Genomic DNA, 24221 nt, shown 5'->3' with positions numbered 1-24221 from the left:
AACTCGATGAAAGTCACTGTATTTGGTATCGGCTATGTCGGTCTGGTTCAGGCTGCGGTGTTAGCCGAAGTCGGACATGACGTTCTCTGCATTGATGTCGACGAAAACAAAGTCGAAAATCTGAAAAAAGGCATCATTCCTATTTTCGAACCAGGTTTAACGCCGCTGGTAATGTCCAATTACGAAGCGGGTCGTCTGAAGTTCAGCACTGATGCTGAGCTGGGCGTAAACCATGGTGTTATGCAGTTTATTGCAGTTGGTACTCCACCAGATGAAGACGGCTCTGCCGATCTGAAATATGTGACCGCCGTAGCGCGCACCATTGCGCAGCATATGAACGATCACAAAGTGGTTATCGACAAATCAACCGTTCCGGTTGGCACAGCAGACAAAGTTCGTGCGGTAATGACGGAAGCGCTGAAAGCGCGTGACGCCAACATCACCTTTGATGTGGTATCTAACCCGGAATTCCTCAAAGAAGGTGCTGCAGTCAATGACTGTATGCGTCCAGAACGTATCGTTGTCGGTACTGACAACGACGACGTGGTAGAACTGTTACGCGAGCTCTATGAGCCGTTTAACCGTAACCACGATCGTATGATCATGATGGATATCCGCAGCGCAGAGCTGACCAAGTATGCAGCAAACTGCATGCTGGCCACCAAAATCAGCTTTATGAATGAGATGTCTAACCTGGCTGAACGTTTAGGCGCGGATATTGAAAAAGTACGCCAGGGCATCGGTTCCGATCCCCGCATTGGCTACCACTTTATCTATCCTGGCTGTGGTTACGGCGGCTCCTGCTTCCCGAAAGATGTGCAGGCGTTAATCCGTACCGCTGAGTCAATTGGCTATCAGCCACGTCTGTTGCAGGCCGTGGAAGATGTGAATGACAACCAGAAAAACAAGCTGCCAACCTTTATCAAACGTCATTTTGGTGACGATCTGAAAGGTAAAACGTTTGCGCTCTGGGGCCTGTCATTTAAGCCGAACACTGACGACATGCGTGAAGCCTCCAGCCGTGTGCTGATGGAAACGCTGTGGGAAGCTGGCGCATCTGTTCAGGCGTTTGACCCTGAAGCGATGGATGAAGCACAGCGTATCTACGGTCACCGCAGCGATCTTAAGCTGATGGGTACCAAAGAAGCCGCACTGCAGGGCGCTGACGGTCTGGTCATCTGTACGGAGTGGCAAAACTTCCGTGCGCCTGACTTCGACATCATCAAAAATGCACTGAAAGAAGCCGTGATTTTTGATGGTCGTAACCTGTATGATCCAGAGCGTATCAGCAAACGCGGTTTCGTTTATTATGCAATCGGCCGCGGAGCGTCTATTCAAACTGCATAATTAACGAGGGATTTATGAACTTTCTGGTCACCGGCGCCGCAGGTTTTATTGGTTTTCATGTCAGCCAGCGTCTGCTGGCCGCCGGTCACCAGGTTGTCGGTATCGACAACCTGAATGATTATTACGACGTAAATCTCAAGCATGCCCGTCTCAATTTAATTAAGGCCGATCCTGGTTTTACTTTTATTGAGATGGACCTGGCGGACCGTGACGCAATGGCGTCACTGTTCGATCAGCAAAAATTCCAGCGCGTTATCCATCTTGGTGCTCAGGCTGGTGTCCGGTATTCCATTGAAAATCCTCATGCCTACGCAGACTCCAATCTGACGGGTCACCTCAATATCCTTGAAGGTTGCCGTCATCATAAAATTGAACATCTGCTCTACGCCTCATCCAGTTCAGTCTATGGTCTGAATCGCAAGATGCCGTTCTCAACCGAAGATAGCGTTGATCATCCGGTTTCTTTATATGCAGCGACCAAAAAAAGCCAACGAGTTAATGTCACACACTTACTCGCATCTCTATCAGCTGCCGACCACTGGATTGCGCTTCTTTACGGTCTATGGCCCGTGGGGCCGCCCGGATATGGCGTTATTCAAATTCACCCGTGCAATGATTGCCGGTGAAGCGATTGACGTTTATAACCAGGGCCAGATGAAACGCGACTTTACCTATATTGACGATATTGCTGAAGCCATTGTTCGCCTGCAGGATGTTATTCCACAACAGGACGACAACTGGACAGTTGAAACCGGATCGCCGGCAACCAGTTCAGCGCCTTATCGTGTTTATAATATTGGAAACAGTCAGCCTGTCACGTTGATGAACTATATCGAAGCGATTGAAAAAGCCCTGGGCATTACTGCGAAGAAAAATCTGATGCCAATGCAGCCTGGAGATGTACTGGAAACCAGTGCGGATACCGAAGCCTTGTTTAAGGCAATTGGATTCAAACCGCAGACCGGGGTCGAAGAGGGCGTTAAAAACTTTGTGGACTGGTACCGCGACTTTTACCGCGTCTGAGTATCTGCTTAAAAGAAAAAAAGGAAGCTCCGGCTTCCTTTTTTATTGCGCATCAGGCTGCCAGGAAGGCAGTCACACTGCGGTTTTTTACAGTAAAAAATCGTCCAGCTTTTTACCCTGTTCTTCCAGCGCTTTTTTAATCACGGCCGGTGTGCGGCCCTGACCGGTCCAGGTTCTGGACTCGCCTTTTTCATCGGTGTAACCATATTTAGCCGGACGTACTGAGCGTTTACCTTTTTGCCGCAGTCCGTGTGTCGGTCAGCGTGTTAATCAGTTCATTCGGGTCAATACCATCAGCCAGTAGCATTTCACGATACTGATTAAGTTTACGCGTGCGTTCTTCATTTTCTGCCTGAAAATGAGACTCTTCTTCGCGGCGCTCTTTTACTACTACGTCCAGCTTTTCCAGCATCTCTTCCAGTATTTCAACGGAATACTCTCTGGCCTGGGCGCGCAGCGTACGGATATTATTAAGAACTTTTAGTGCTTCGCTCATTGTCCTGGTCTCTGAATAAGGGAAAAGTTGTGTTGCCCGCTAATAGTAGTGGCGACATAAAATAACTGCAATCATAAAAATATGTATATCACTAATTACCCAGGTGACTAAAAATAATTTTCACCAGAAAATTGCACAGTAGTGCAGAATAAAAATATTTTCCTTTAGTCCGATATCAAATAAATTTAATGTATTCAGGTCAGCAACAAAAATGTCATTGATTTTGTTGCGGGTAAAATAAGCAAAACTTATCCCGTTCGGCACTGTACATAACAGGCGCTGGAAACGGCATGCAGAGGAATAAACGGCCAGCCGTTACACTTTATTCACTCATCAACCGCAACGTATTGCCGCCGCTTTGTGGTAATATGCGCGCCATTCCATTCAGTCCTGATGAAGATACGCGCCGATGGCTCAACTCTATTTCTATTACTCTGCCATGAATGCAGGGAAATCAACCGCACTGCTACAATCCTCATATAACTATCATGAGCGCGGCATGCGTTCACTGGTTTACACCGCTGAAATCGATAATCGCTTTGGTGCCGGGCAGGTGAGTTCCCGTATCGGACTATCGTCACCGGCCTTGCTATACAACGCAGAGACATCACTCTACAGCGACATCGCTGCTGAACATGCCGTTCAGCCTGTCCATTGCGTGCTGGTTGATGAGAGTCAGTTCCTGACCCGTGAGCAGGTTAAAGCGCTGTCAGATGTCGTAGACGACCTTGATATTCCGGTGCTCTGTTATGGTCTGCGAACGGATTTTCGCGGTGAACTGTTTGTTGGCAGTCAGTATCTGCTGGCGTGGGCAGATAAGCTGGTTGAACTCAAAACTATTTGTCACTGTGGGCGCAAGGCCAGTATGGTTCTGCGACTGGATAGCGAGGGCAAACCTTTCAGTGAGGGTGAGCAGGTGGTGATTGGCGGTAACGAACGTTATATCTCAGTCTGCCGTAAGCATTATAAACAGGCGATAGAGCAGGGATCGTTGCAGGCGATCCATGGCGCTCAGACTCCGCTGAATTAACCCTATTGTTCAGGCAATAAAAAACCCGCCGAGGCGGGTTTTTTTATCAGACAGTCAGAACGGCGCTATCAGACTTTTTTGGCTTTCTTCTCAAGCTTAATACCTTTTACCGGCTGCTCAGCAATGGCTTCGGCTACGCTTGAGAACGGTTCGACAAATTCACGACCGTAGTAGGTATCAAGCATAATCTGTTTCAGTTCAGCAATCAGCGGATAACGTGGGTTAGCGCCGGTACACTGGTCATCAAACGCATCATCGGCCAGTTTATCGACTTTCGCCAGGAAGTCCGCTTCCTGCACACCCGCCTCACGGATAGAGTTTGGAATACCAAGTTCAGTTTTAATCTCATCCAGCCAGGCGAGCAGCTTCTCAATTTTCTGCGCGGTGCGGTCGCCTGGTGCGCTCAGACCCAGATGGTCAGCAATCTCGGCGTAGCGACGGCGCGCCTGAGGGCGATCGTACTGGCTGAAAGCGGTCTGTTTAGTCGGGTTGTCATTCGCGTTGTAGCGAATAACGTTAGAGATTAACAGGGCGTTGGCCAGGCCGTGTGGGATATGGAACTCTGAACCCAGCTTATGCGCCATTGAGTGACAAACCCCGAGGAAGGCGTTGGCAAACGCAATACCGGCGATAGTGGCGGCATTGTGTACGCGCTCACGCGCCACCGGATTTTTGGCGCCTTCGGCATAGCTGGCTGGCAGATTCTCTTTCAGCAGTTTCAGTGCCTGCAGTGCCTGTCCGTCAGAGTATTCATTCGCCAGCACTGAAACATAAGCTTCCAGCGCGTGGGTTACGGCATCCAGACCGCCGAAGGCGCAGAGTGAACGCGGCATATCCATCACCAGGTTGGCATCGACAATCGCCATATCAGGCGTCAGTGCGTAGTCAGCGAGCGGATATTTCTGACCCGTCGCATCATCGGTCACTACAGCAAACGGCGTGACTTCAGAACCGGTACCGGATGTGGTGGTGATGGCAATCATGCGCGCTTTGACACCCATTTTAGGGAACTTGTAGATACGTTTACGGATATCCATGAAACGTAACGCCAGCTCCTCGAAGTGAGTTTCCGGATGTTCGTACATCACCCACATGATTTTCGCGGCATCCATCGGTGAGCCACCGCCCAGCGCGATGATGACATCCGGTTTGAAGCTGTTCATCTGCTCAGCACCTTTACGCACGATGCTCAGCGTCGGGTCAGCTTCAACTTCGAAGAACACTTCCGTTTCAATGCCGTGTGATTTCAGTACGCGGGTCACCTGGTCGGCATAGCCGTTATTGAACAGGAAGCGGTCAGTGACGATAAAGGCACGTTTCGCGCCATCCGTTGCCACTTCTTCCAGCGCAATTGGCAGTGAACCCCGACGGAAGTAGATGGATTTTGGAAGTTTATGCCACAACATATTCTCAGCTCGCTTGGCGACAGTTTTGGTATTGATCAGATGTTTTGGACCGACGTTCTCTGAAATAGAGTTTCCGCCCCACGAACCACAACCCAGCGTCAGAGACGGCGCCAGTTTAAAGTTGTAGAGGTCGCCGATACCACCCTGCGAGGCGGGGGTGTTGATCAGAATACGCGCGGTTTTCATTTTGTCGCCGAAGTAGTGAACGCGTTCGGTCTGATTGTCCTGATCGGTATAGAGACAGGAGGTGTGGCCGATACCGCCCATGGCGACCAGTTTTTCTGCTTTCGCGACCGCATCCTGGAAATCTTTCGCCCGATACATCGCAAGGGTTGGTGAGAGTTTTTCATGAGCGAACGGCTCAGACTCATCCACCAGCTTCACTTCGCCAATCAGAATCTTAGTGCTCGGTGGCACGCTGATACCGGCCATCTCCGCAATTTTGAACGCTGGCTGGCCTACGATAGCCGCATTCAGGCCGCCGTTTTTCAGAATGATATTCTGCACCGCACTCAGTTCGGCACCCTGCAGCATATAACCGCCGTGGCTGGCGAAACGTTCACGCACCGCGTCATAGACTGAATCGACCACAATCACCGATTGTTCAGAGGCGCAGATAACCCCGTTATCAAAGGTTTTCGACATCAGAATCGACGCAACCGCACGTTTCAGATCGGCGGTTTCATCAATCACGACCGGCGTATTACCCGCACCGACACCAATCGCAGGTTTACCGGAGCTGTAAGCCGCTTTCACCATGCCCGGACCGCCAGTGGCGAGAATCAGGTTGATGTCAGGGTGATGCATCAGTTGATTTGACAGCTCAACGGAAGGTGCGTCGATCCAGCCGATAATATCTTTTGGCGCACCGGCAGCCACCGCCGCCTGCAATACGATGTCTGCAGCTTTGTTGGTCGCATCTTTGGCGCGTGGATGGGGAGAGAAAATGATGCCGTTACGGGTTTTAAGGCTGATTAATGCTTTGAAGATGGCGGTTGAAGTGGGGTTGGTCGTCGGGACGATACCGCAAATCAGGCCAATAGGTTCGGCGATGGTAATGGTGCCGAAAGTATCATCCGTGGCTAACACACCACAGGTTTTTTCATCTTTATAAGCGTTGTAGATATATTCTGAAGCAAAATGGTTTTTGATCACTTTGTCTTCGACGATGCCCATACCTGATTCGGCAACGGCCATCTTGGCAAGCGGGATTCGGGCGTCTGCGGCGGCGAGGGCGGCGGCACGGAAGATGGCGTCGACCTGTTGTTGAGAAAAGTTGGCATATTCACGCTGGGCTTTTTTTTACACGTTCAACCAGTGCATTAAGTTCGGCGACATTGGTTACGGCCATGGTGTTCTCCTGAAGGAAGTTAAACTTTTTTAGTAAACAATCCTGCGCCCTGAGTATAGTCACGTTGCCATAAGGCGTTGGACTGGGTCAGAACGCCCGGATTTTCAACTGTTTACTGAACTAGTCTTCTGTTGCAGTCAGTGAGATTTTCTTCGCTGCCGCTAATACTTCCGTTGCGAAAAGATTACCTGGTTTGGGGTAGGGCAATTTTGATGCAGATCAATTTAACCGCAAGCTGACACCTTTCAGCTCCCCTTTACGCCCTTTGTTTATCAAATTGGTTACCTCTTCACGTCATCTGCCTGGTAGCGGCTAAATCCAGTCACTTTTTAATCTCTGGGGTAACGCGCTGGATGCGCCGTCATTCAACAGTATAAATAGCTGAGTCAGCATCTGGCGTCCGTGCCTGTTTTCACATACATTAGGCGCGTTTTCCCCCCCTGTGGTACGGAGTAAAGTCGTGAACCCTGCGCTGTTAGATTTATCAGGCTATATAAAATTTTTTGTCGGGCTCTTTGCGCTGGTCAATCCGGTGGGAATTATTCCGGTCTTCATCAGCATGACCCGTTATCAGGGGGGTGGCTGAGCGTAACAAAACCAACCTCACTGCCAATCTGGCGGTTGCTATTATTCTCTGGACGTCACTGTTCCTTGGTGATGCGATTCTGCATGTGTTTGGTATCTCGATTGACTCCTTCCGCATCGCGGGTGGGATCCTGGTCGTCACCATTGCGATGTCGATGATCAGCGGCAAGCTGGGCGAAGATAAGCAGAATAAGCAGGAGAAGTCAGAAACGGCGATTCGTGAAAGTGTGGGGGTTGTGCCGCTGGCGTTGCCGCTGATGGCGGGGCCGGGTGCTATCAGCTCGACCATTGTCTGGAGCACCCGCTACCACAGCTGGATAAATCTGCTGGGGTTCACCCTGGCGATTGCCATTTTTGCATTCTGCTGCTGGTTACTCTTTCGGGCCGCGCCGTTAATGGTGCGTATTCTTGGCCAGACCGGTATCAACGTCATTACGCGTATTATGGGTCTGTTACTGATGGCACTGGGCATCGAATTTGTTGTCACCGGCATGAAGTCCATTTTTCCCGGCTTACTCAATTAAACGCTCACTTATTTCAGAGAGTGAAGTGAAATAATGATCCGTAATGGTACAGGAGGGGCATTTTATGCACCATTACGATGCAATTATTCGTTGTGCTTAACAGAATCAGGCAATTATAAATTTCATTACTGCGCGCTGGCTCACAGACTTTTTTCTGCGAAATAATGTCACTATTTTCACACGATATTCTGCTCTCTATTTTCGTGTAAGCCTCACAAACTGCCAGAATAATCACGCTATCTTAAATTTCATCACGCTGAAGCCACATTCCCCAATATAAGTGCCAAAAAAAGAGGCTGTTTGTCGCTGCTTTCCGCTCTTAAGAAGGGTTTTCAGCTAAATAGTCTATTTTTCATATCGATATGATATTTTCAGGACGAAAATTAACACTTCCGCTGCCTGACTTCTCATGATAAAAGAGAATTAGTTAACATTTTAGCTATTTTGCTTTGGCGCGCCTTCACGGCTTCTGATAATTTTTGGCCCAACGTAAAATTTTTTCTCCGAAAGCCCAAAGTGAGAACGCTTTTTGCTTAAGCCTGTCGGGATACTTAATTTAAGGTTGGCGTTTCGCATGATTGGGATGAAGAATTTGCAGCAGCAGCGGTCAAAACTCGCAGTCGTTTTGTTAATGGCATTTTCTCCGGCCTATGCCGCCACGGTGCCGCCGGGTACAACACTGACCGCGCAGCAACAGATTGTGATCAATAACGGCAGTGAAGTCTCCTCGCTGGATCCGCATAAAACCGAAGGCGTGCCGGAATCCAACATTATTCACAACCTGCTGGACGGCCTGGTCAATACCGATAACAGCGGGCAGGTCGTTCCTGGCGTCGCTAAAAGCTGGGAAAACCCGCAACCCACCGTCTGGATTTTTAATCTGCGGGAGGATGCGAAGTGGAGCAACGGTGAGCCGGTTACCGCCACTGATTTCGTCTACAGCTGGCGCCGTCTGGTGGACCCGACAACCGCGTCGCCTTACTCCAGCTATCTTCAGGCAGCCCATTTTGCCAATATCGATGCCATCCTTGCCGGCAAAGCGTCACCCGATCAGCTGGGCGTGAAGGCGCTGGATGCCCATCGGCTGCAAATTACCCTGAGTGAGCCGGTGCCTTACCTGGTGGCGATGTTAGCGCATACGGCGATGAAGCCGGTTTATGCGCCAGCCATTAAGCAGTGGGGCGAAGCCTGGACCCGCCCGGGTCACTACATCGGCAACGGCGCCTACACGCTGAGCGACTGGGTAGTGAATGAAAAAATTGTCGTGAAGCGCAATCCTCGCTACTGGGATAATGCGCACACCGTGATTGAACAGGGGACATTCCTGCCGATCGCCTCTGAAAACAGCGATATTAATCGCTACCGCAGCGGCGGCACGGATATTACCAACAGTGCGGTGCCACCAGAGATGTTTGGCAAGCTGCGCAAAGAGCTGGGCGATGAAGTGAAGGTCAGCCCGCTGCTCTGCACCTTTTACTACGAGATTAATAACAAAAAGCCGCCGTTTACCGATGCGCGGGTGCGTGCCGCGCTGAAGATGACCCTCGATCGCGAGGTTATTGCCAATAAGATCATGGCCCAGGGGCAGATTCCGGCTTACAGCCTGACGCCGCCTTTCACCGCCGGTATCAAACTCACGCCACCTGCCTGGTTCACATGGACGCAGGCGCAGCGTAATGAAGCCGCGAAGAAGCTGCTGGCAGAGGCCGGCTTTGATGCTGCCCATCCGCTGACCTTTACGCTGCTCTACAACACCTCCGATCAGAACAAACGGCAGGCGATTGCGGCCGCGTCGATGTGGCAGAAAAACCTGGGTGCCAGGGTGACGCTGCAGAATCAGGAGTGGAAAACCATGCTGGAGACCCGTCATCAGGCGCAGTATGACGTGGTGCGCGCCACCTGGTGTGCCGACTACAACGAACCCTCAACCTTCCTGAACATGCTGATCAGCAACGCCTCGATCAACACCGCGTTTTACAGCAGCGCGACCTTTGATCGTCTGATGGCGGAGACGCTGACGGCGGGCAGCGAGGCGCAGCGCGCCAGCCTGTATCAGCAGGCTGAAACACAACTCGACAAAGACTCACCAATTGTGCCAGTTTACTACCGCGTAAGTGTGCGCCTGGTGAAGCCCTGGGTTGGCGGCTTCACGGGCAAAGACCCGCAGGACATGACAGACCTGAAGTACTATTTCATCAAAAAACACTGATCTGATCGCCTGTTCGGCGAGACAGTCGGAAAGCGCATCAGCAAACAGACCACTTTTTGGGGTCAATCTCCCTGGTAACAGGCCAGGGAGCCCGCAGACGGGGGACGCCGGGGCAGAGCATCGCCACGGTGACGATAATAAAACTGGAGTGTAATAATGAACAACATCACGAAAAAAAGCCTGATTGCAGCGGGCGTTTTCGCCGCAGTGAGTGCGCTGGCAGGGAATGTGGCTTTCGCAGCTACGGTGCCTGCGGGCGTTGAGCTGGCCGCTAAACAGGAGCTGGTTCGCGGCAATGGCGATGAAGTGCAGTCGCTCGATCCGCACAAAATTGAAGGTGTTCCGGAAGATAACGTGGCGCGTGATCTTTACGAAGGTCTGCTGGTCAATGACAGCAACGGTAAACCGATCCCGGCCGTAGCGGAAAGCTATGAAAACAAAGACTTCAAAGTGTGGACTTTCCACTTACGTAAAAATGCCAAATGGTCCAATGGCGAGCCGGTCACCGCGCAGGACTTCGTCTACAGCTGGGAGCGTCTGGTCGATCCTAAAACCGCCTCACCGTATGCCAGCTATCCGCAGTATGGTCATATCCTGAACGTCGATGACATCATCGCCGGTAAAAAACCAGTTACCGATCTGGGCGTCAAAGCTATTGATGACCACACGCTGGAAGTCACCCTGAGTGAGCCGGTTCCCTATTTTGATAAGCTGCTGATTAACTCCGTCATGTCACCGGTTTACAAACCGGCGATTGAGAAATTTGGCGATCAGTGGACGCAGCCGCAGAACTGGGTCGGCAACGGTGCCTTTAAGCTTGAAGCGCACGTGATTAACGAACGTATCACCCTGGTGCGTAACCCGAACTACTGGGACAATGAGCATACGGTGCTGAACAAAGTCACCTTCCTGCCGATCAGTTCAGAAGTCAGTGACGTTAACCGCTACTTCTCCGAGAACGGCAGCGACATGACCTATAACAACCTGCCAATTGAGCTGTTTAAAAAGCTGCAGCGTGACAACGGTAAAGAGCTGCACGTCGATCCATATCTCTGCACCTATTACTACGAAATCAATAACCAGAAAGCGCCATTCACCGATCCGCGCGTGCGCGCTGCCCTGAAGCTGGGTCTGGATCGTGACATCATGGTGAATAAAGTGCTGGCGCAGGGCCAGAAACCTGCCTATAGCTACACGCCACCAGCGACCGACGGCATGGACATTCTGCCGCCAGACTGGTTCAAATGGTCACAGGACAAGCGTAATGCCGAGGCGAAAAAGCTGCTGGCCGAAGCGGGCTACACCGCCGACAAACCGCTGACCTTTAACCTGCTCTATAACACCTCCGATCTGCACAAAAAGCTGGCAATTGCCGCCTCGTCGATCTGGAAGAAAAATATCGGCGTGAACATCAAGCTGGAAAACCAGGAGTGGAAAACCTTCCTGGATACCCGTCATCAGGGTAACTACGATGTTTCCCGTGCGGCATGGTGTGCGGACTACAATGAACCGACTTCCTTCCTGAACACCATGCTGTCCAACAGCAGCAGTAACACCTCGCACTATAAGAGCGATGCGTTTGACAAAGTGATTCGCGACGCGATTAAGGCCCCGGATGCTAAAGCCCGTGCAGCTGACTATCAGCAGGCCGAGCAGATCATGGATAAAGACAGCACCATCGTCCCGGTTTACTACTACGTGAACACCCGTCTGGTGAAACCTTATGTCGGCGGTTATACCGGTAAAGATCCACTGGATAAAACGCTCGATAAAAACTTCTACATCATCAAACACTAATAGCATTCAGGCTATCAGCAGTGGCGGCGCGTCTGGCGCCGCCTTTTAATTTTTTTTATATGTTGTGAAGCAACAGCCTGGTAGGTACGGCAATGTTAAAATTCATCCTGCGTCGCTTGCTTGAAGCGCTCCCGACGCTGTTCGTCCTGATTACCATCTCCTTCTTTATGATGCGACTGGCACCCGGCAGCCCGTTTACTGGCGAGCGCACCCTGGCACCGGAAGTGATGGCCAACATTGAGGCGAAATATCACCTCAACGATCCTATCGGTAAGCAGTATGTCGATTACCTGGTGCAGCTGGCGCACGGCGACTTCGGCCCATCCTTTAAATACAAAGATTATTCGGTCAACTATCTGGTCGCGCATGCATTCCCGGTCTCGGCCAAACTCGGCCTGGCCGCGTTTCTGCTGGCGGTGGTACTTGGCGTCACGGCCGGAGTTATCGCTGCGCTCAAACAGAACAGCTTGTGGGATTTTGCGGTGATGGGGGGTGGCAATGACCGGCGTGGTGATACCCAGCTTCGTGGTCGCGCCGTTGCTGGTTCTGCTGTTCGCCATCACCCTGAAGTGGCTGCCGGGCGGCGGCTGGAACGGCGGGCAGTGGAACTACATGCTGCTGCCGATGGTGGCGCTGTCGCTGGCTTACATCGCCAGTATCGCGCGTATCACCCGTGGATCGATGATTGAAGTGATGCACTCCAACTTTATCCGCACCGCGCGCGCCAAAGGGTTACCGCTGCGCCGCATTGTAATGCGTCATGCACTGAAACCGGCGTTGCTGCCGGTGATCTCCTACATGGGACCGGCATTTGTCGGCATCATCACCGGGTCGATGGTGATTGAGTCGATCTACGGTCTGCCGGGCATCGGTCAGCTGTTTGTGAACGGCGCCCTGAACCGTGACTACTCACTGGTGATGAGCCTGACCATTCTGGTGGGTTTGCTGACCATCGTATTCAACGCGATTGTTGACGTGCTCTATGCCGTTATCGATCCCAAAATTCGTTACTGATTGCGGAGTTCGCCATGATGTTAAGTAAGAAAAACAGCGAAGCTCTTGATGCGTTCAGTGAGAAACTGGAAGTAGAAGGGCGTAGTCTCTGGCAGGACGCGCGTCGTCGTTTTATTCATAACCGCGCTGCCTCCATCAGCCTGCTGGTGCTGTTCCTGATCACCCTGTTCGTGATCTTTGCGCCGATGCTGGCGCAGTTCACCTACGACGATACCGACTGGGCTATGATGTCCTCGCCGCCCGATACCACCTCTGGTCACTGGTTCGGCACCGATTCTTCGGGTCGTGACCTGCTGGTGCGTGTGGCTATCGGTGGCCGGATCTCGCTGATGGTGGGCGTGGCTTCTGCGCTGATCGCGGTGATTGTCGGGACGCTCTATGGCTCGATTGCTGGCTATCTCGGCGGTAAAACAGACTCGGTGATGATGCGTATTCTGGAAATCCTTAACTCCTTCCCGTTTATGTTCTTCGTGATCCTGCTGGTGACCTTCTTTGGTCGCAATATCCTGCTGATTTTTGCCGCCATCGGTATGGTTTCGTGGCTCGATATGGCGCGTATTGTGCGCGGCCAGACGCTGAGCCTGAAGCGCAAAGAGTTTATCGAAGCGGCCCATGTGGGTGGGGTATCGACCTGGAAAATCGTGGTGCGCCACATCGTGCCGAACGTGCTGGGCGTGGTGGTGGTTTACGCCTCGCTGCTGGTGCCGAGCATGATCCTGTTTGAATCCTTCCTGAGCTTCCTGGGCCTGGGTACGCAGGAGCCGCTGAGCAGCTGGGGCGCACTCCTCAGCGACGGGGCAAACTCGATGGAAGTGTCGCCGTGGCTGCTGCTCTATCCGGCAGGCTTCCTGGTGGTCACGCTGTTCTGTTTCAACTTTATCGGCGATGGCCTGCGTGATGCCCTCGACCCGAAAGATCGTTAAGGAGTTTCCCGATGACTATTCATGAATTCCAGCCAGCAATGGCGGCCCGCGCGGGAAGCGAACAGCTACTTACGGTCAAAGATTTACGCGTTACCTTCGGCACGCACGATGGTGATGTTACCGCCGTTAACGACCTGAACTTCTCGCTGCGCGCCGGTGAGACGCTGGGCATTGTCGGTGAGTCCGGTTCCGGCAAGTCACAAACCGCCTTTGCCCTGATGGGGCTGCTGGCGAAAAATGGCCGCATTGGCGGTTCGGCGATGTTCAATGGCAAAGAGATCCTGAATCTGCCCGAGAACAAGCTCAATAAACTGCGCGCCGAACAGATTGCGATGATTTTCCAGGACCCGATGACCTCGCTGAACCCCTATATGCGGGTGGGCGAGCAGCTGATGGAAGTGCTTAAGCTGCATAAAGGGATGAACAACGCGCAGGCGTTTGAAGAGTCGGTGAGAATGCTGGATGCGGTGAAAATGCCGGAAGCGCGCAAGCGGATGAAGATGTACCCGCATGAGTTCTCCGGCGGCATGCGTCAGCGCGTCATGATCGCCATGGCGCTGCTGTGCCGTCCCAAACTGCTGATTGCCGACGAGCCGACCACTGCGCTGGATGTTACCGTCCAGGCGCAGATTATGACGCTGCTCAACGACCTCAAGCGCGAGTTCAACACCGCCATTATCATGATCACCCACGATCTGGGTGTGGTGGCAGGGATCTGCGACAAAGTGCTGGTGATGTATGCCGGACGCACCATGGAGTATGGCCGTGCCCGCGATGTCTTTTATCAGCCGTCACATCCTTACTCGATTGGTCTGCTTAATGCGGTGCCGCGTCTGGATGCGGAAGGGGAAAGCCTGACGACGATTCCGGGTAATCCACCCAACCTGCTGCGTCTGCCGCAGGGCTGCCCCTTCCAGCCGCGTTGCCCGCACGCTATGGATATCTGCACCCAGGCACCACCGCTGGAACCCTTTGGCGAAGGCCGTCTGCGCGCCTGCTTTAAGCCGGTGGAGGAGTTAGTATGAGCACCGTAGCTGAAAAAAGAGTGTTACTGGAAATCGCCGACCTCAAGGTGCATTTCGACATCAAAGATGGCAGGCAGTGGTTCTGGCAGCCATCAAAAACCCTGAAAGCAGTCGATGGTGTCAGCCTGCGTCTGTATGAGGGGGAAACCCTGGGCGTGGTAGGCGAGTCTGGCTGTGGTAAATCGACCCTGGCGCGCGCCATTATCGGGCTGGTGAAGGCGACCGAAGGTCGGGTCGCCTGGTTAGGCCGTGATCTGCTGGGGCAAAGTGAAGAGGAGTGGCGCAAGGCGCGAAGCGATATCCAGATGATATTCCAGGATCCGCTGGCGTCGCTGAACCCGCGTATGACCATCGGCGATATTATCGCAGAGCCACTGCGTACCTATCATCCAAAAATGGCGCGTCAGGAAGTGAAAGACCGCGTTAAAAATATGATGATGAAGGTGGGGCTGCTGCCTAACCTGATTAACCGCTATCCGCACGAGTTCTCGGGCGGTCAGTGTCAGCGTATCGGTATCGCCCGCGCGCTGATTCTGGAGCCAAAGCTGATTATCTGTGATGAGCCGGTCTCCGCACTGGACGTCTCGATTCAGGCCCAGGTGGTTAACCTGTTGCAGCAGCTGCAGCGCGAAATGGGCTTATCACTGATCTTCATTGCGCACGATCTGGCGGTGGTGAAACATATCTCTGACCGGGTGCTGGTAATGTATCTGGGGCATGCGGTGGAGCTGGGCACCTACAAAGAGGTCTACAGCAATCCTCAGCATCCTTATACCCGTGCGCTGATGTCCGCGGTGCCGATCCCCGATCCGGACAAGGAGAAGAACAAGCAGATTCAGCTGCTGGAAGGGGAGCTGCCGTCGCCGATCAATCCGCCATCAGGCTGCGTGTTCCGCACCCGTTGTCCGATTGCCGGTCCGGAGTGTGCGAAAACCCGGCCGCTGCTGGAAGGCAGCTTCAATCACGCGGTCTCCTGTCTGAAAGTCGACCCGCTATAATGCAAAACGCCGGGCAATCGCCCGGCGTTTTCTTATCAAATCTGACGCTTACTCACGCCACAGGATATGACAGAGTTTGTGGTCTTTCTCGCGGCACAGCAGCACGCGAGCAAAGACGTCGGTGATCGGTTCACCGTCCGCTTCACCCAGCCCAATCACCACCTCGGCGAAGAAGTCCGGGTTCAGATCGAAATCGACATGATCTTTCCAGTCTTCAGAGGGATCGAACAGCTCTGCGCCACCGCGCTCTTCGAACTGCAGATTGAAGAGAATGACGTCTGCCGGATCAAGATTGTCGACTGCCAGTTCGAGAAAAATATCGTAGGCTTGTTCCAGCGTTTCATCTTCGGTAAGGCGATTATTTAAATCCATAGTCTGTCCTGTCGGCCTGCGGCCATTTACACAATCTGGCTCGTTTTACAGTAAAGGACTGAAGAAGTAAAACAGTCGTTCGACGATGCGTTGCCACCAGGCACGTTTTGCCCAGCGCTTGCCATCCAGCAGGCGGGAACGGGCGATATAGTCATCCTGCACACAGGCGAGATCGCTGCCAAAACCCGCATCATCAACCACCAGCGTCACTTCAAAATTCAGCCATAAACTGCGCATATCGAGATTCACGGTTCCTACCAGGCTCAGTTGTCCGTCGACCAGCACGCTTTTGGTGTGCAGCAGGCCATCTTCAAACTGATAAATTTTCACGCCCGCTTCCAGCAACTCACTGAAGAAGGAGCGGCTGGCCCAGCCAACCAGCAGCGAGTCATTGTGACGAGGCACAATCACGCTGACATTGACGCCACGCTGCGCCGCCGTACAGATAGCATGCAGCAGATCGTCGCTCGGCACTAAGTAGGGCGTGGTCATGATCAACTGTTCACGTGCCGAATAGACCGCAGTCAGCAGCGCCTGATGGATCATATCTTCCGGGAAGCCGGGACCGGAGGCGATCACCTGCACGGTGTGGCCGCTCTCCTGTTCAAACGGCATAATGTTGCGATCGGGTGGCGGCGGTAAAATGCGTTTGCCGGTCTCTATCTCCCAGTCGCAGCTGAAAACAATCCCCATCGCCGTCGCCACCGGGCCTTCCATTCGCGCCATCAGGTCAATCCACTGACCGACACCCGCGCTCTGTTTAAAGAAGCGGGGATCGACCAGGTTCATGCTGCCGGTATAAGCGATGTAGTTATCAATGAGTACGATTTTGCGGTGCTGACGCAGATCCATCCGTCGCAGGAAGACGCGCAGCAGGCTGACCTGCAACGCTTCCACCACATCGATTCCGGCATTACGCATCATGCCGACCCAGGGACTGCGGAAAAAGGTAACACTGCCCGCAGAGTCGAGCAGCAGACGGCAATGAACGCCACGGCGTGATGCCGCCATTAGAGATTCCGCCACTTCATCCGCCAGACCGCCGGGATGCCATATGTAGAACACCATCTCAATGTTGTGGCGGGCCAGCTGGATATCCCGAATCAGCGCCTGCATCACGTCGTCGGCGCTGGTGAGCAGCTGCAGCTGGTTGCCCTTGACCCCGGCGATGCCCTGACGATGGTAGCAAAGCTCAAACAGCGAACGCGCAACGTCGCTGTGTTCGGTGGCAAAAATTTCACGGCACTGCTTAAGGTCAGTAAGCCAGCGGGCAGTGGATGGCCACATGGTGCGGGCGCGCTCCGCACGACGTTTACCCAGATGGAGTTCGCCAAAAGAGAGATAAGCGATAATCCCTACCAGCGGCAGAATATAGATAACCAGTAGCCAGGCCATCGCGGATGTCACTGCCCGTCGCTTCATCAATACGCGCAGCGTAACCCCGGCGATCAGCAGCCAGTAACCAAACACCAGCAACCAGCTGATCAGGGTATAAAAAGTGGTCATAAAGTGGACATCCCGTTCGCGCTTTCGTCCGGCAAGTTTACGTGCAGATGACGGCTAACGGAACCCTTTATCCCGGACATCCTCGATGAAGGATCCGATTTGGCATTACCGCAGAGATCTCTATAATGCCCTCGCGTATATCTCGTGTGTATGACGTCAGAGAGGAAGTGATGAAACGAAGCAGAAATGAAGTGGCGCGCTGGAGAATGTTACGGCAAGTGCATCGCCGCCGCTCACGCTGGCTGGAAGGGCAGTCGCGGCGGTATAAGCGTATCCACTGCATTCGCCATCAGCTGGCACAACAGCAGCGTCGTTCGATTCTGTTTATTACGCAGATAATATAGCGAAAGCCCGGTGAATTCAGCCTGTCGGACAAAGCAGGCTATTCAGACTTCAAATCAGGCTTCAAAAAAAACCGATTCTGCCATCGCCCGTCGCGCTATCAGGTGCTCCTGATGCGACGCGCCACAATCGCTGACTTCGCGCATCAGACATTCCATTGAGCTGCCCAGCTCAGTCGGCCTGTGGTAACCCACACGATCGTACCATTCGTAAGACCACTTACGCGATTTACGCTGATAATAAACAGTGAGCCACACTGAGCAATTAGCAGGGTAACCACTCATTACTTCTATTTTGGGGTCAACAATAGAAAGGAGCCGGGATAACAGCGGGTCGAGCAATGTAAGGGACTGGCCAGAATAAGTTTTATGCATAATGTGCCCGCGACTGTGCTGTGCATCCATTCAGAGGTTCAACTCACAAGGGGTAAATGTAGACAGCTCTGCGAGATAATTCCTCTTTAATACTAAAAAAAAGGGCGGAAAGATCATATTTTAATAGTAAAACAGGTCATTCAGGCGCGGACTAAAGAGGGAATATTAACAGGATAAAAACCGCAGGCTAACAAGTTGTACAACTTTACAATGTTGTAATGTGCTGTTATTTATGAGTTTATTGTCATTAAGACGTGACGATCTGATTTTTTAAGCTAAATATCTGTACAGATAGCTCGTTGTTGTATAACTTTATCGCATCGGTTATTAATCTTAAATGAATCCTATGAGGGTCAACCATGCAGACTAACGTTCGTATTCCCGCTTCAGTCTCTGACATCTCCGCCTATTTACATAGCGCCGCGCAGCCATCACAACAGGCCATTCTTGGCTCCGTCGTGACGGAAATTATCAGTTCGGGTCGTAGTCTGAATCGTAAAGCGATCTGCTCAAAACTGATCGGCCGCTTACAGCATGTCACCAGCCCGGAAGAAGAACAGCACTATCATGCGCTGATTGGCCTGATTCTGGATCGCGGTTAACTCATCGCTGAAAATAGCCAGTGGCGGGATATTAAAGAGAGCGTGTATTACTGAAAGACCAGGCCGGTGTACTGCCGGTTTATTATCAATGTCGTTCAGAACAACGCTTTAATTTATTAAGATCAATTGGTCGCTGCGTTTATTCGCGAGGCAGAATATTCAGACCGGCCGGTTGCTGCGACAGAGAGTGATGTGCTGCTCTGTCGCAATGAAACCTCAGGTCTGATTAACCAGCGAGACGTTGTGTCGTCATCATCAGCGTTACGTTCACCAGCTGCAGTGCCGCCGCCAGCACGATCAGCATGACAATCCACTGCTTTTTTATTACGCCAGCCCTGAGTTCGCCAGAGATAAACCGCGCTTCCGATCAGTAAAGCGATAATGGCCAATAGCCCCAGAATGATTATCTGCATCTTTCCTCTCTTGAACGATCAAAATAAAAATGGCTTCTGTGCCAGGCACAGAAGCCATTTTCAATGCTGAGTCACGATCAGAAGACGCGTTTAAACGGCTTAACCGAAACCTGCTTATAGACGCCCGCGGCGAAGTAGGGATCATCCTGTGCCCAGGATTGTGCTTCTTCTAATGACGGGAATTCAGCAATCACGGTTGAGCCGGTAAAGCCCGCTACACCAGGATCGTTGCTGTCGACAGCAGGCATCGGGCCTGCAATGATCAGGCGTCCCTCTTCCTGCAGCAGTTTGAGCCGTGCCAGATGGGCAGGGCGCACGGCGTTACGTTTTTCCAGTGAATCTGCAGTATCTTCTGCATAAATGACGTAAAGCACTAAGGAACTCCCATTAACCAGAATTTCGCAACACGTTAAGGGATTGCCCCTCAGAGTGCAAACGAAACCTCAGAGTGGTGAAAGGCTCAGCATAAAGGGCTAAAAAGCGCTTTTCTTCAGGCGGGATGGCGGGAGTTATTGAAACTGATTGCTATTTGCATTTAAAATCGCTGCTTCATTCAATCACTGCGACTGTTATGACCACGCTGACTATGCCATTACCTAAACGCACGCCTGTCTCCATGTTGTTGTCTGTTGCTTTGCATGGGGCCGTGATAGCCGGAATTCTGTATGCTTCATTCCAGCAGGTGATTGAGGTGCCCAAAGCGTCGCAGCCCATCAGCGTTACCATGGTCGCCCCTGAAGTCCAGCCTGAGCCTGCACCGGCCATCGTGGAGCCGCCTGCACCACAGCCAGAACCTCAGCCAGAACCTGAACCGGTGCCGGAACCTCAGCCCGTGCCCGAACCGCCGAAAGCGGAGCCGGTGCCGATTCCCAAACCTGAGCCTAAGCCAAAGCCCAAACCGAAACCAGAGCACAAGCGGGAGCAGCCTAAACGCGAGGTGAAGCCGCGTCAGGAAAGCAAACCGCAGGCCGATCCGTTTAAGCAGGAAGCCCCGGCGACGCAGAACAAACCGACCACGGCGCCAAAATCTACGCCGTCACCCACCTCATCGGCCTCAACCGGCCCAAAAGCACTGAACGTCAGTAAGCCTGGCTATCCACAACGCGCATTTGCACTGCGTGTAGAGGGGCGGGTACGGGTGAAGTTTGATGTGGACAGTGAGGGACGGGTGGATAACATCCAGATCCTCTCTGCTGAGCCGCGCAATATGTTTGAGCGTGAAGTTAAGCAGGCGATGAAAAAGTGGCGCTATCAGAGCGGACGGCCAGGGCAGGGTCTGACCATGAATATCGTGTTTAAGATTAATGGTGGGGCCAGCCTGGAATAAAGCGTCAGGTCAGGCTGAAACAGCCTGACCTGTTTTTCATTCGCCGGGTTGCTGGTTGGCACGACCGGCTGGCAGAGGACGGGAATTACCCTCATTGTCGACCGCCACATAAATAAACACCGCCTCCGTCGCAATGTAAGTTTGTCCAATCGGCTCAGACGACACTTTTTTGATCCACACTTCCACATTAATCGTCATGGAACTGTTGCCGGTACGAAGACAGCTCGCATGGCAGCTCACCACATCGCCCACCGCGACGGGCTTCATAAATGACATGCCGTCGACGCGAACCGTCACCACGCGTCCTTCAGCGATCTCTTTCGCCAGGATAGCGCCACCCATATCCATCTGTGACATCAGCCAGCCACCAAAAATATCGCCGTTGGCGTTGGTATCTGCTGGCATGGCGAGCGTACGCAGCACCATTTCGCCTTTCGGCAATGTATGTTTTTCGCCCATTGCTTCCACTTCTATGCAGGTGAATGCTAAAAAAATGCCCGGCGGACCGGGCAGATGATTATTTTTGTTCCTGCTGCGGCATCTGTCGCCAGATGTAAAGCCCGCTGAGCAGGGTAAACAGTAAGGTCAGACCGGAGAGACCGAACACTTTAAAGTTAACCCAAAACGCCTGAGATAACCAAAAGGCGACATAGATGTTTACCAGGCCGCAGATAAAGAAGAACAGCGCCCAGGCAACGTTGAGCCGGCGCCAGACCGCGTCGGGCAGCTGCAGCTCTTTGCCCAGCATGCGCTGAATCAGCGTCTGCTCCATAAACCACTGGCTGTAGAGCAGGGCGGCGGCAAACAGGCTGTAGATAACCGTGACTTTCCACTTAATGAACTCATCGTTGTGGAACACCAGCGTCAGGGTGCCAAAAACCGCCACCAGCACAAAGGTGAAAATCGTCATCTTTTCCAGCTTGCGATAGAGCACCCAGCTGACAACCAGCGCCAGACCGGTCGCGACAATCAGCGCGCCCGAGGCGACAAAAATGTCATACAGCTTGTAGAAGATGAAAAAGACCACCAGGGGAAGAAAGTCGAGTAGCTGCTTCATAGTTTTTCCATTCAGAGTTGGCTGCAAATGTGCCCGAAGGCACATCGTCAATCAACGTAACAGCATATAGAGCCGATAAAGATAGATAATCAACATCGCCGAAACCACATTGCCTGCCGCGGTGAAAATCACCGACGAGACATTCAGCGGTAAAACCGTCAGCGAAGAGAAGAACAGCATCACCACCACTTTGGCCAGCAGCCAGAGCAGAATAGCGGGGGCAATCAGCTTCACATTCTTCCACGCCATCCGCATGCTGGCCCGCATAGCGGCAAAGACACCCATCTTCTCACTGGCCACCATCACCGGAGCCAGCGACAGCAGAATCGTCAGCAGAATGCCTGGCACCACCAGCACCATAAAGCCCAGTTGCGCCACCAGCGTCATCAGGAAGGTGAGCAGCAGCAGCTTTGGCAGCAGCGGCGCTGAAGCACCAATCGCCCGCAACGCACTGACACGCTGGCCGGAAGAGACCATCGGGATCAGATAGAGCATTCCGCCAAGCAGCAGCGTGTTCCCCATCAGCGCAGCGAAGGTGCTGGCCGCCGAGGCGCGCAGCAGCACCTGCTGCTGTTCCGGTGACATATTCTGCACCATCTCAAACAGCGAACCGGCGCTATCGTCACCCTGTTGCAGGAGGGCCATCTGATCGGCACCTGGCGTCAGCACATGCACCAGCATGACGGTGATAAAAGCGGCCAGCAGCGACATCAACAGCACCGTAGCCAGTTGATGGCGCGCGAAATTTCCTGTGTCACGGTATAACGAGCTTGCCGTGATAGACATGTACACTCCTTTGAGGAACCGGGTTAATTAACCCGGCGATTGTACATGTTCTGGCAGCTCGCTGGCACCCGCTGCGGCATAACTTTCTGTCATGACAGGTAAAGATGGGGAAAAAAGGGCGGGAAGACCATATCTGGCGCGGGCGCGATCGCAGGCTTCATTGTGGATACCTGCTTCGCCCGACATCGAAAATTCCCGACAGGGCGTCGGACGTTGTTCGTAAATTCCGCAGGAGACACAGCCGCCAATGTCGCCCTCAAGGGCAACGCAGCGCGGCGCGCGATCGTTCGTTCCACGCATATTGCGCATTAACAGGCTGAGCGGTTCGGTTAATGCGGTCGGCACCGGGCCGCCGGCATCATCGGCTTCGGCCCAGTAAAATGAGACGCGGAAATGGGCGCAGCAGGCGCCACAGCTGACACAAGGGTTAGTTATTTCACTCATTTGATCACCCGCCCCTCCCAGGGCATCGAACCAAAATCACCAGAGAAGATAAGCAAAATAGGCCCGGCGAAATTATTCAGCAAGGGGGAATTTTGCTGCGCCAGCCTGAGCCGAAATTGATCTAAATCAATTCATTGTTTTTTAAGTAATTTATCTGAAGGGTACAGAGTGCAATTTTCTGTAAATCACGTTAAATATTTGCCAGCAAAAAAGCGATGACGTTCGCGACATTAACATTAAGCAAAGGAGTGATGATGAAACTGGCAAAATGCGCGATGCTGCTGGCTCTGGCTTTTCCCCAGCTGTCGATGGCCCACGAAGCAGGCGACTTCTTTATGCGTGCCGGTAGTGCCACCGTCCGGCCCACCGAAGGTTCCGATAATGTGTTAGGGATGGGCGAGTTCAGCGCATCCAACGACACGCAACTGGGCCTGACCTTTACTTACATGGCAACGGACAACATTGGTGTCGAATTACTGGCCGCCACACCGTTCCGTCACAAAGTGGGCCTGGGCCCGACCGGAACACTGGCAACGGTACGCCAGTTACCGCCTACGCTGATGGCGCAGTACTACTTCTTTGACAGCAAGAGCAAAGCGCGTCCTTACGTTGGCGTGGGTATCAACTACACCACCTTTTACGATGCCGATTTCAACCAGACGGGCCGCGATGCGGGCCTGACCGATCTCAGCGTGAAGGATTCCTGGGGTGTGGCGGGTCAGGTCGGTCTGGATTATCAGATTAACCGTGACTGGATGCTGAATGCGTCGGTGTGGTACATGGATATTGATACGGAAGTGAAGTTTAAAGCGGGTGGCGAGCAGCAGAATATCAATATGCGCATCGATCCCTGGGTCTTCTTCTTCGGAGCGGGTTACCGTTTCTGATGATAAAGATGATAAAAAAGGCCACTGAATCAGCGGCCTTTTTTTGTCTGTTAAGACGTTATTTGATCTGCATATTGTTTACCACGGACTTCACGCCCGCCACGCTGCGCGTAACCTGAACGGCACGATTAGCCATCTGTGGTGATGAAACAAAACCGCTCAGCTGAACTTTACCTTTAAAGGTTTCTACGTTGATTTCAGTTGATTTCAGCGAGTCATCTTTCAGCAGTTCACCTTTAACTTTTGTGGTCACCACGGTGTCATCAATATAGCCACCGGTTCCCTCTTTGGTTGCGGTTGGCGCACAGGCGCTCAGTGTCAGCGCAACCACGCCCGCCAGTACAGCACCTGTCAGCAGTTTAACGAATTTCATTGCTTTCTCT

21 protein-coding genes and 5 pseudogenes are annotated in these 24221 nt (G+C 52.6%); 14 read left to right on the top strand and 12 right to left on the bottom strand.

Annotated features, from left to right (window positions below; translation table 11 throughout):
- Positions 1–6: 6 nt before the first annotated feature.
- Entirely contained in the window at positions 7–1347 is a 1341-nt protein-coding gene (locus JNO11_RS10620; protein ID WP_003852248.1) for a UDP-glucose/GDP-mannose dehydrogenase family protein, read from the top strand.
- Positions 1348–1361: 14 nt separating this feature from the next.
- Positions 1362–2370, top strand: a pseudogene (locus tag JNO11_RS10615) (NAD-dependent epimerase).
- An 87-nt stretch (positions 2371–2457) separates the two neighbouring features.
- Here JNO11_RS10615 and hns read toward each other — a convergent pair.
- A pseudogene (gene hns / locus JNO11_RS10610) lies at positions 2458–2866 on the bottom strand (histone-like nucleoid-structuring protein H-NS).
- A gap of 409 nt (positions 2867–3275) precedes the next feature.
- On the opposite strand from hns, the gene tdk reads away from it, so the two are divergent.
- Positions 3276–3896, top strand: a complete 621-nt coding sequence (gene tdk, locus JNO11_RS10605; protein ID WP_010244362.1) for a thymidine kinase — start codon at positions 3276–3278, stop codon at positions 3894–3896.
- 68 nt (positions 3897–3964) lie between these two features.
- Here the strand turns inward: tdk and adhE are convergent.
- A pseudogene (gene adhE, locus JNO11_RS10600) lies at positions 3965–6653 on the bottom strand (bifunctional acetaldehyde-CoA/alcohol dehydrogenase).
- Between the two features lie 460 nt (positions 6654–7113).
- Between adhE and JNO11_RS10595 the strand changes: the two are divergent.
- The 7 genes and pseudogenes from JNO11_RS10595 to oppF all read left to right on the top strand — a co-directional run bounded on the left by JNO11_RS10595 (position 7114) and on the right by oppF (position 15728).
- Positions 7114–7762: pseudogene (locus JNO11_RS10595) on the top strand (YchE family NAAT transporter).
- 583 nt (positions 7763–8345) lie between these two features.
- Positions 8346–9971 (top strand): ABC transporter substrate-binding protein, encoded by a 1626-nt coding sequence (locus JNO11_RS10590; protein ID WP_163639287.1) that lies wholly within the window; start codon positions 8346–8348, stop codon positions 9969–9971.
- A 156-nt stretch (positions 9972–10127) separates the two neighbouring features.
- A complete protein-coding gene (gene oppA, locus JNO11_RS10585; protein ID WP_157352322.1) occupies positions 10128–11768 on the top strand; it encodes an oligopeptide ABC transporter substrate-binding protein OppA in 1641 nt (546 codons plus the stop codon).
- A 92-nt stretch (positions 11769–11860) separates the two neighbouring features.
- Positions 11861–12782 (top strand): annotated as a pseudogene (gene oppB, locus JNO11_RS10580) (oligopeptide ABC transporter permease OppB).
- A gap of 14 nt (positions 12783–12796) precedes the next feature.
- The gene (oppC, locus tag JNO11_RS10575; protein WP_010244382.1) at positions 12797–13705 is read left to right on the top strand and encodes an oligopeptide ABC transporter permease OppC; all 909 of its coding nucleotides are present in this window, start codon (positions 12797–12799) and stop codon (positions 13703–13705) included.
- An 11-nt stretch (positions 13706–13716) separates the two neighbouring features.
- Positions 13717–14730: an ABC transporter ATP-binding protein gene (locus JNO11_RS10570; protein ID WP_010244386.1), complete on the top strand. Its 1014-nt coding sequence runs from the start codon at positions 13717–13719 to the stop codon at positions 14728–14730.
- Entirely contained in the window at positions 14727–15728 is a 1002-nt protein-coding gene (gene oppF, locus JNO11_RS10565) for a murein tripeptide/oligopeptide ABC transporter ATP binding protein OppF (protein WP_010244389.1), read from the top strand. Before JNO11_RS10570 ends, oppF begins: the two co-directional genes overlap by 4 nt.
- Before the next feature lie 48 nt (positions 15729–15776).
- Here oppF and JNO11_RS10560 read toward each other — a convergent pair whose 3' ends face one another.
- Both JNO11_RS10560 and cls read right to left on the bottom strand, forming a co-directional pair.
- Positions 15777–16100, bottom strand: a complete 324-nt coding sequence (locus JNO11_RS10560) for an HI1450 family dsDNA-mimic protein (RefSeq protein ID WP_003853921.1) — start codon at positions 16098–16100, stop codon at positions 15777–15779.
- A 45-nt stretch (positions 16101–16145) separates the two neighbouring features.
- Positions 16146–17606, bottom strand: coding sequence for a cardiolipin synthase (gene cls, locus JNO11_RS10555; protein ID WP_010244396.1), 1461 nt, complete (start codon positions 17604–17606; stop codon positions 16146–16148).
- A gap of 170 nt (positions 17607–17776) precedes the next feature.
- On the opposite strand from cls, the gene JNO11_RS10550 reads away from it, so the two are divergent.
- Entirely contained in the window at positions 17777–17950 is a 174-nt protein-coding gene (locus JNO11_RS10550) for a YciY family protein (protein ID WP_003853917.1), read from the top strand.
- 54 nt (positions 17951–18004) lie between these two features.
- Here the strand turns inward: JNO11_RS10550 and JNO11_RS10545 are convergent, their stop codons facing one another.
- Positions 18005–18232 (bottom strand): hypothetical protein, encoded by a 228-nt coding sequence (locus JNO11_RS10545; protein ID WP_325177282.1) that lies wholly within the window; start codon positions 18230–18232, stop codon positions 18005–18007.
- Between the two features lie 449 nt (positions 18233–18681).
- On the opposite strand from JNO11_RS10545, the gene ycgZ reads away from it, so the two are divergent.
- Positions 18682–18924 (top strand): regulatory protein YcgZ, encoded by a 243-nt coding sequence (gene ycgZ / locus JNO11_RS10540; RefSeq protein ID WP_010244401.1) that lies wholly within the window; start codon positions 18682–18684, stop codon positions 18922–18924.
- A gap of 324 nt (positions 18925–19248) precedes the next feature.
- Here ycgZ and JNO11_RS10535 read toward each other — a convergent pair whose 3' ends face one another.
- Complete coding sequence (locus JNO11_RS10535; RefSeq protein ID WP_325177690.1) at positions 19249–19395, bottom strand: hypothetical protein; 147 nt, start codon at positions 19393–19395, stop codon at positions 19249–19251.
- A 19-nt stretch (positions 19396–19414) separates the two neighbouring features.
- A complete protein-coding gene (locus JNO11_RS10530; RefSeq protein ID WP_010244407.1) occupies positions 19415–19711 on the bottom strand; it encodes a YciI family protein in 297 nt (98 codons plus the stop codon).
- 197 nt (positions 19712–19908) lie between these two features.
- Between JNO11_RS10530 and tonB the strand changes: the two genes are divergently transcribed.
- On the top strand, positions 19909–20664 hold the full coding sequence (gene tonB / locus JNO11_RS10525; protein ID WP_029519522.1) for a TonB system transport protein TonB: 756 nt from the start codon (positions 19909–19911) through the stop codon (positions 20662–20664).
- A gap of 36 nt (positions 20665–20700) precedes the next feature.
- On the opposite strand, the gene yciA is transcribed toward tonB, so the two are convergent.
- The 4 genes from yciA to JNO11_RS10505 are packed head-to-tail and all read right to left on the bottom strand — an operon-like array spanning position 20701 to position 22951.
- Complete coding sequence (gene yciA / locus JNO11_RS10520) at positions 20701–21123, bottom strand: acyl-CoA thioester hydrolase YciA (protein WP_010244413.1); 423 nt, start codon at positions 21121–21123, stop codon at positions 20701–20703.
- Positions 21124–21181: 58 nt separating this feature from the next.
- On the bottom strand, positions 21182–21721 hold the full coding sequence (locus tag JNO11_RS10515; RefSeq protein ID WP_010244416.1) for a septation protein A: 540 nt from the start codon (positions 21719–21721) through the stop codon (positions 21182–21184).
- Between the two features lie 51 nt (positions 21722–21772).
- Complete coding sequence (locus tag JNO11_RS10510; RefSeq protein WP_010244420.1) at positions 21773–22507, bottom strand: YciC family protein; 735 nt, start codon at positions 22505–22507, stop codon at positions 21773–21775.
- Between the two features lie 27 nt (positions 22508–22534).
- Entirely contained in the window at positions 22535–22951 is a 417-nt protein-coding gene (locus JNO11_RS10505; protein ID WP_010244424.1) for a YkgJ family cysteine cluster protein, read from the bottom strand.
- Between the two features lie 215 nt (positions 22952–23166).
- Between JNO11_RS10505 and ompW the strand changes: the two genes are divergently transcribed.
- Complete coding sequence (gene ompW, locus JNO11_RS10500) at positions 23167–23838, top strand: outer membrane protein OmpW (RefSeq protein ID WP_108912490.1); 672 nt, start codon at positions 23167–23169, stop codon at positions 23836–23838.
- 58 nt (positions 23839–23896) lie between these two features.
- Here the strand turns inward: ompW and JNO11_RS10495 are convergent, their stop codons facing one another.
- The gene (locus JNO11_RS10495) at positions 23897–24211 is read right to left on the bottom strand and encodes a BON domain-containing protein (RefSeq protein WP_010244430.1); all 315 of its coding nucleotides are present in this window, start codon (positions 24209–24211) and stop codon (positions 23897–23899) included.
- Positions 24212–24221: the final 10 nt, after the last annotated feature.

The sequence above is a fragment of the Pantoea sp. 1B4 genome (genome assembly GCF_016925765.1).
Taxonomy (GTDB): domain Bacteria; phylum Pseudomonadota; class Gammaproteobacteria; order Enterobacterales; family Enterobacteriaceae; genus Pantoea; species Pantoea agglomerans.
Note: the sequence above shows the minus strand (reverse complement) of the source record. Positions and strands in the feature narration are given on the sequence as shown.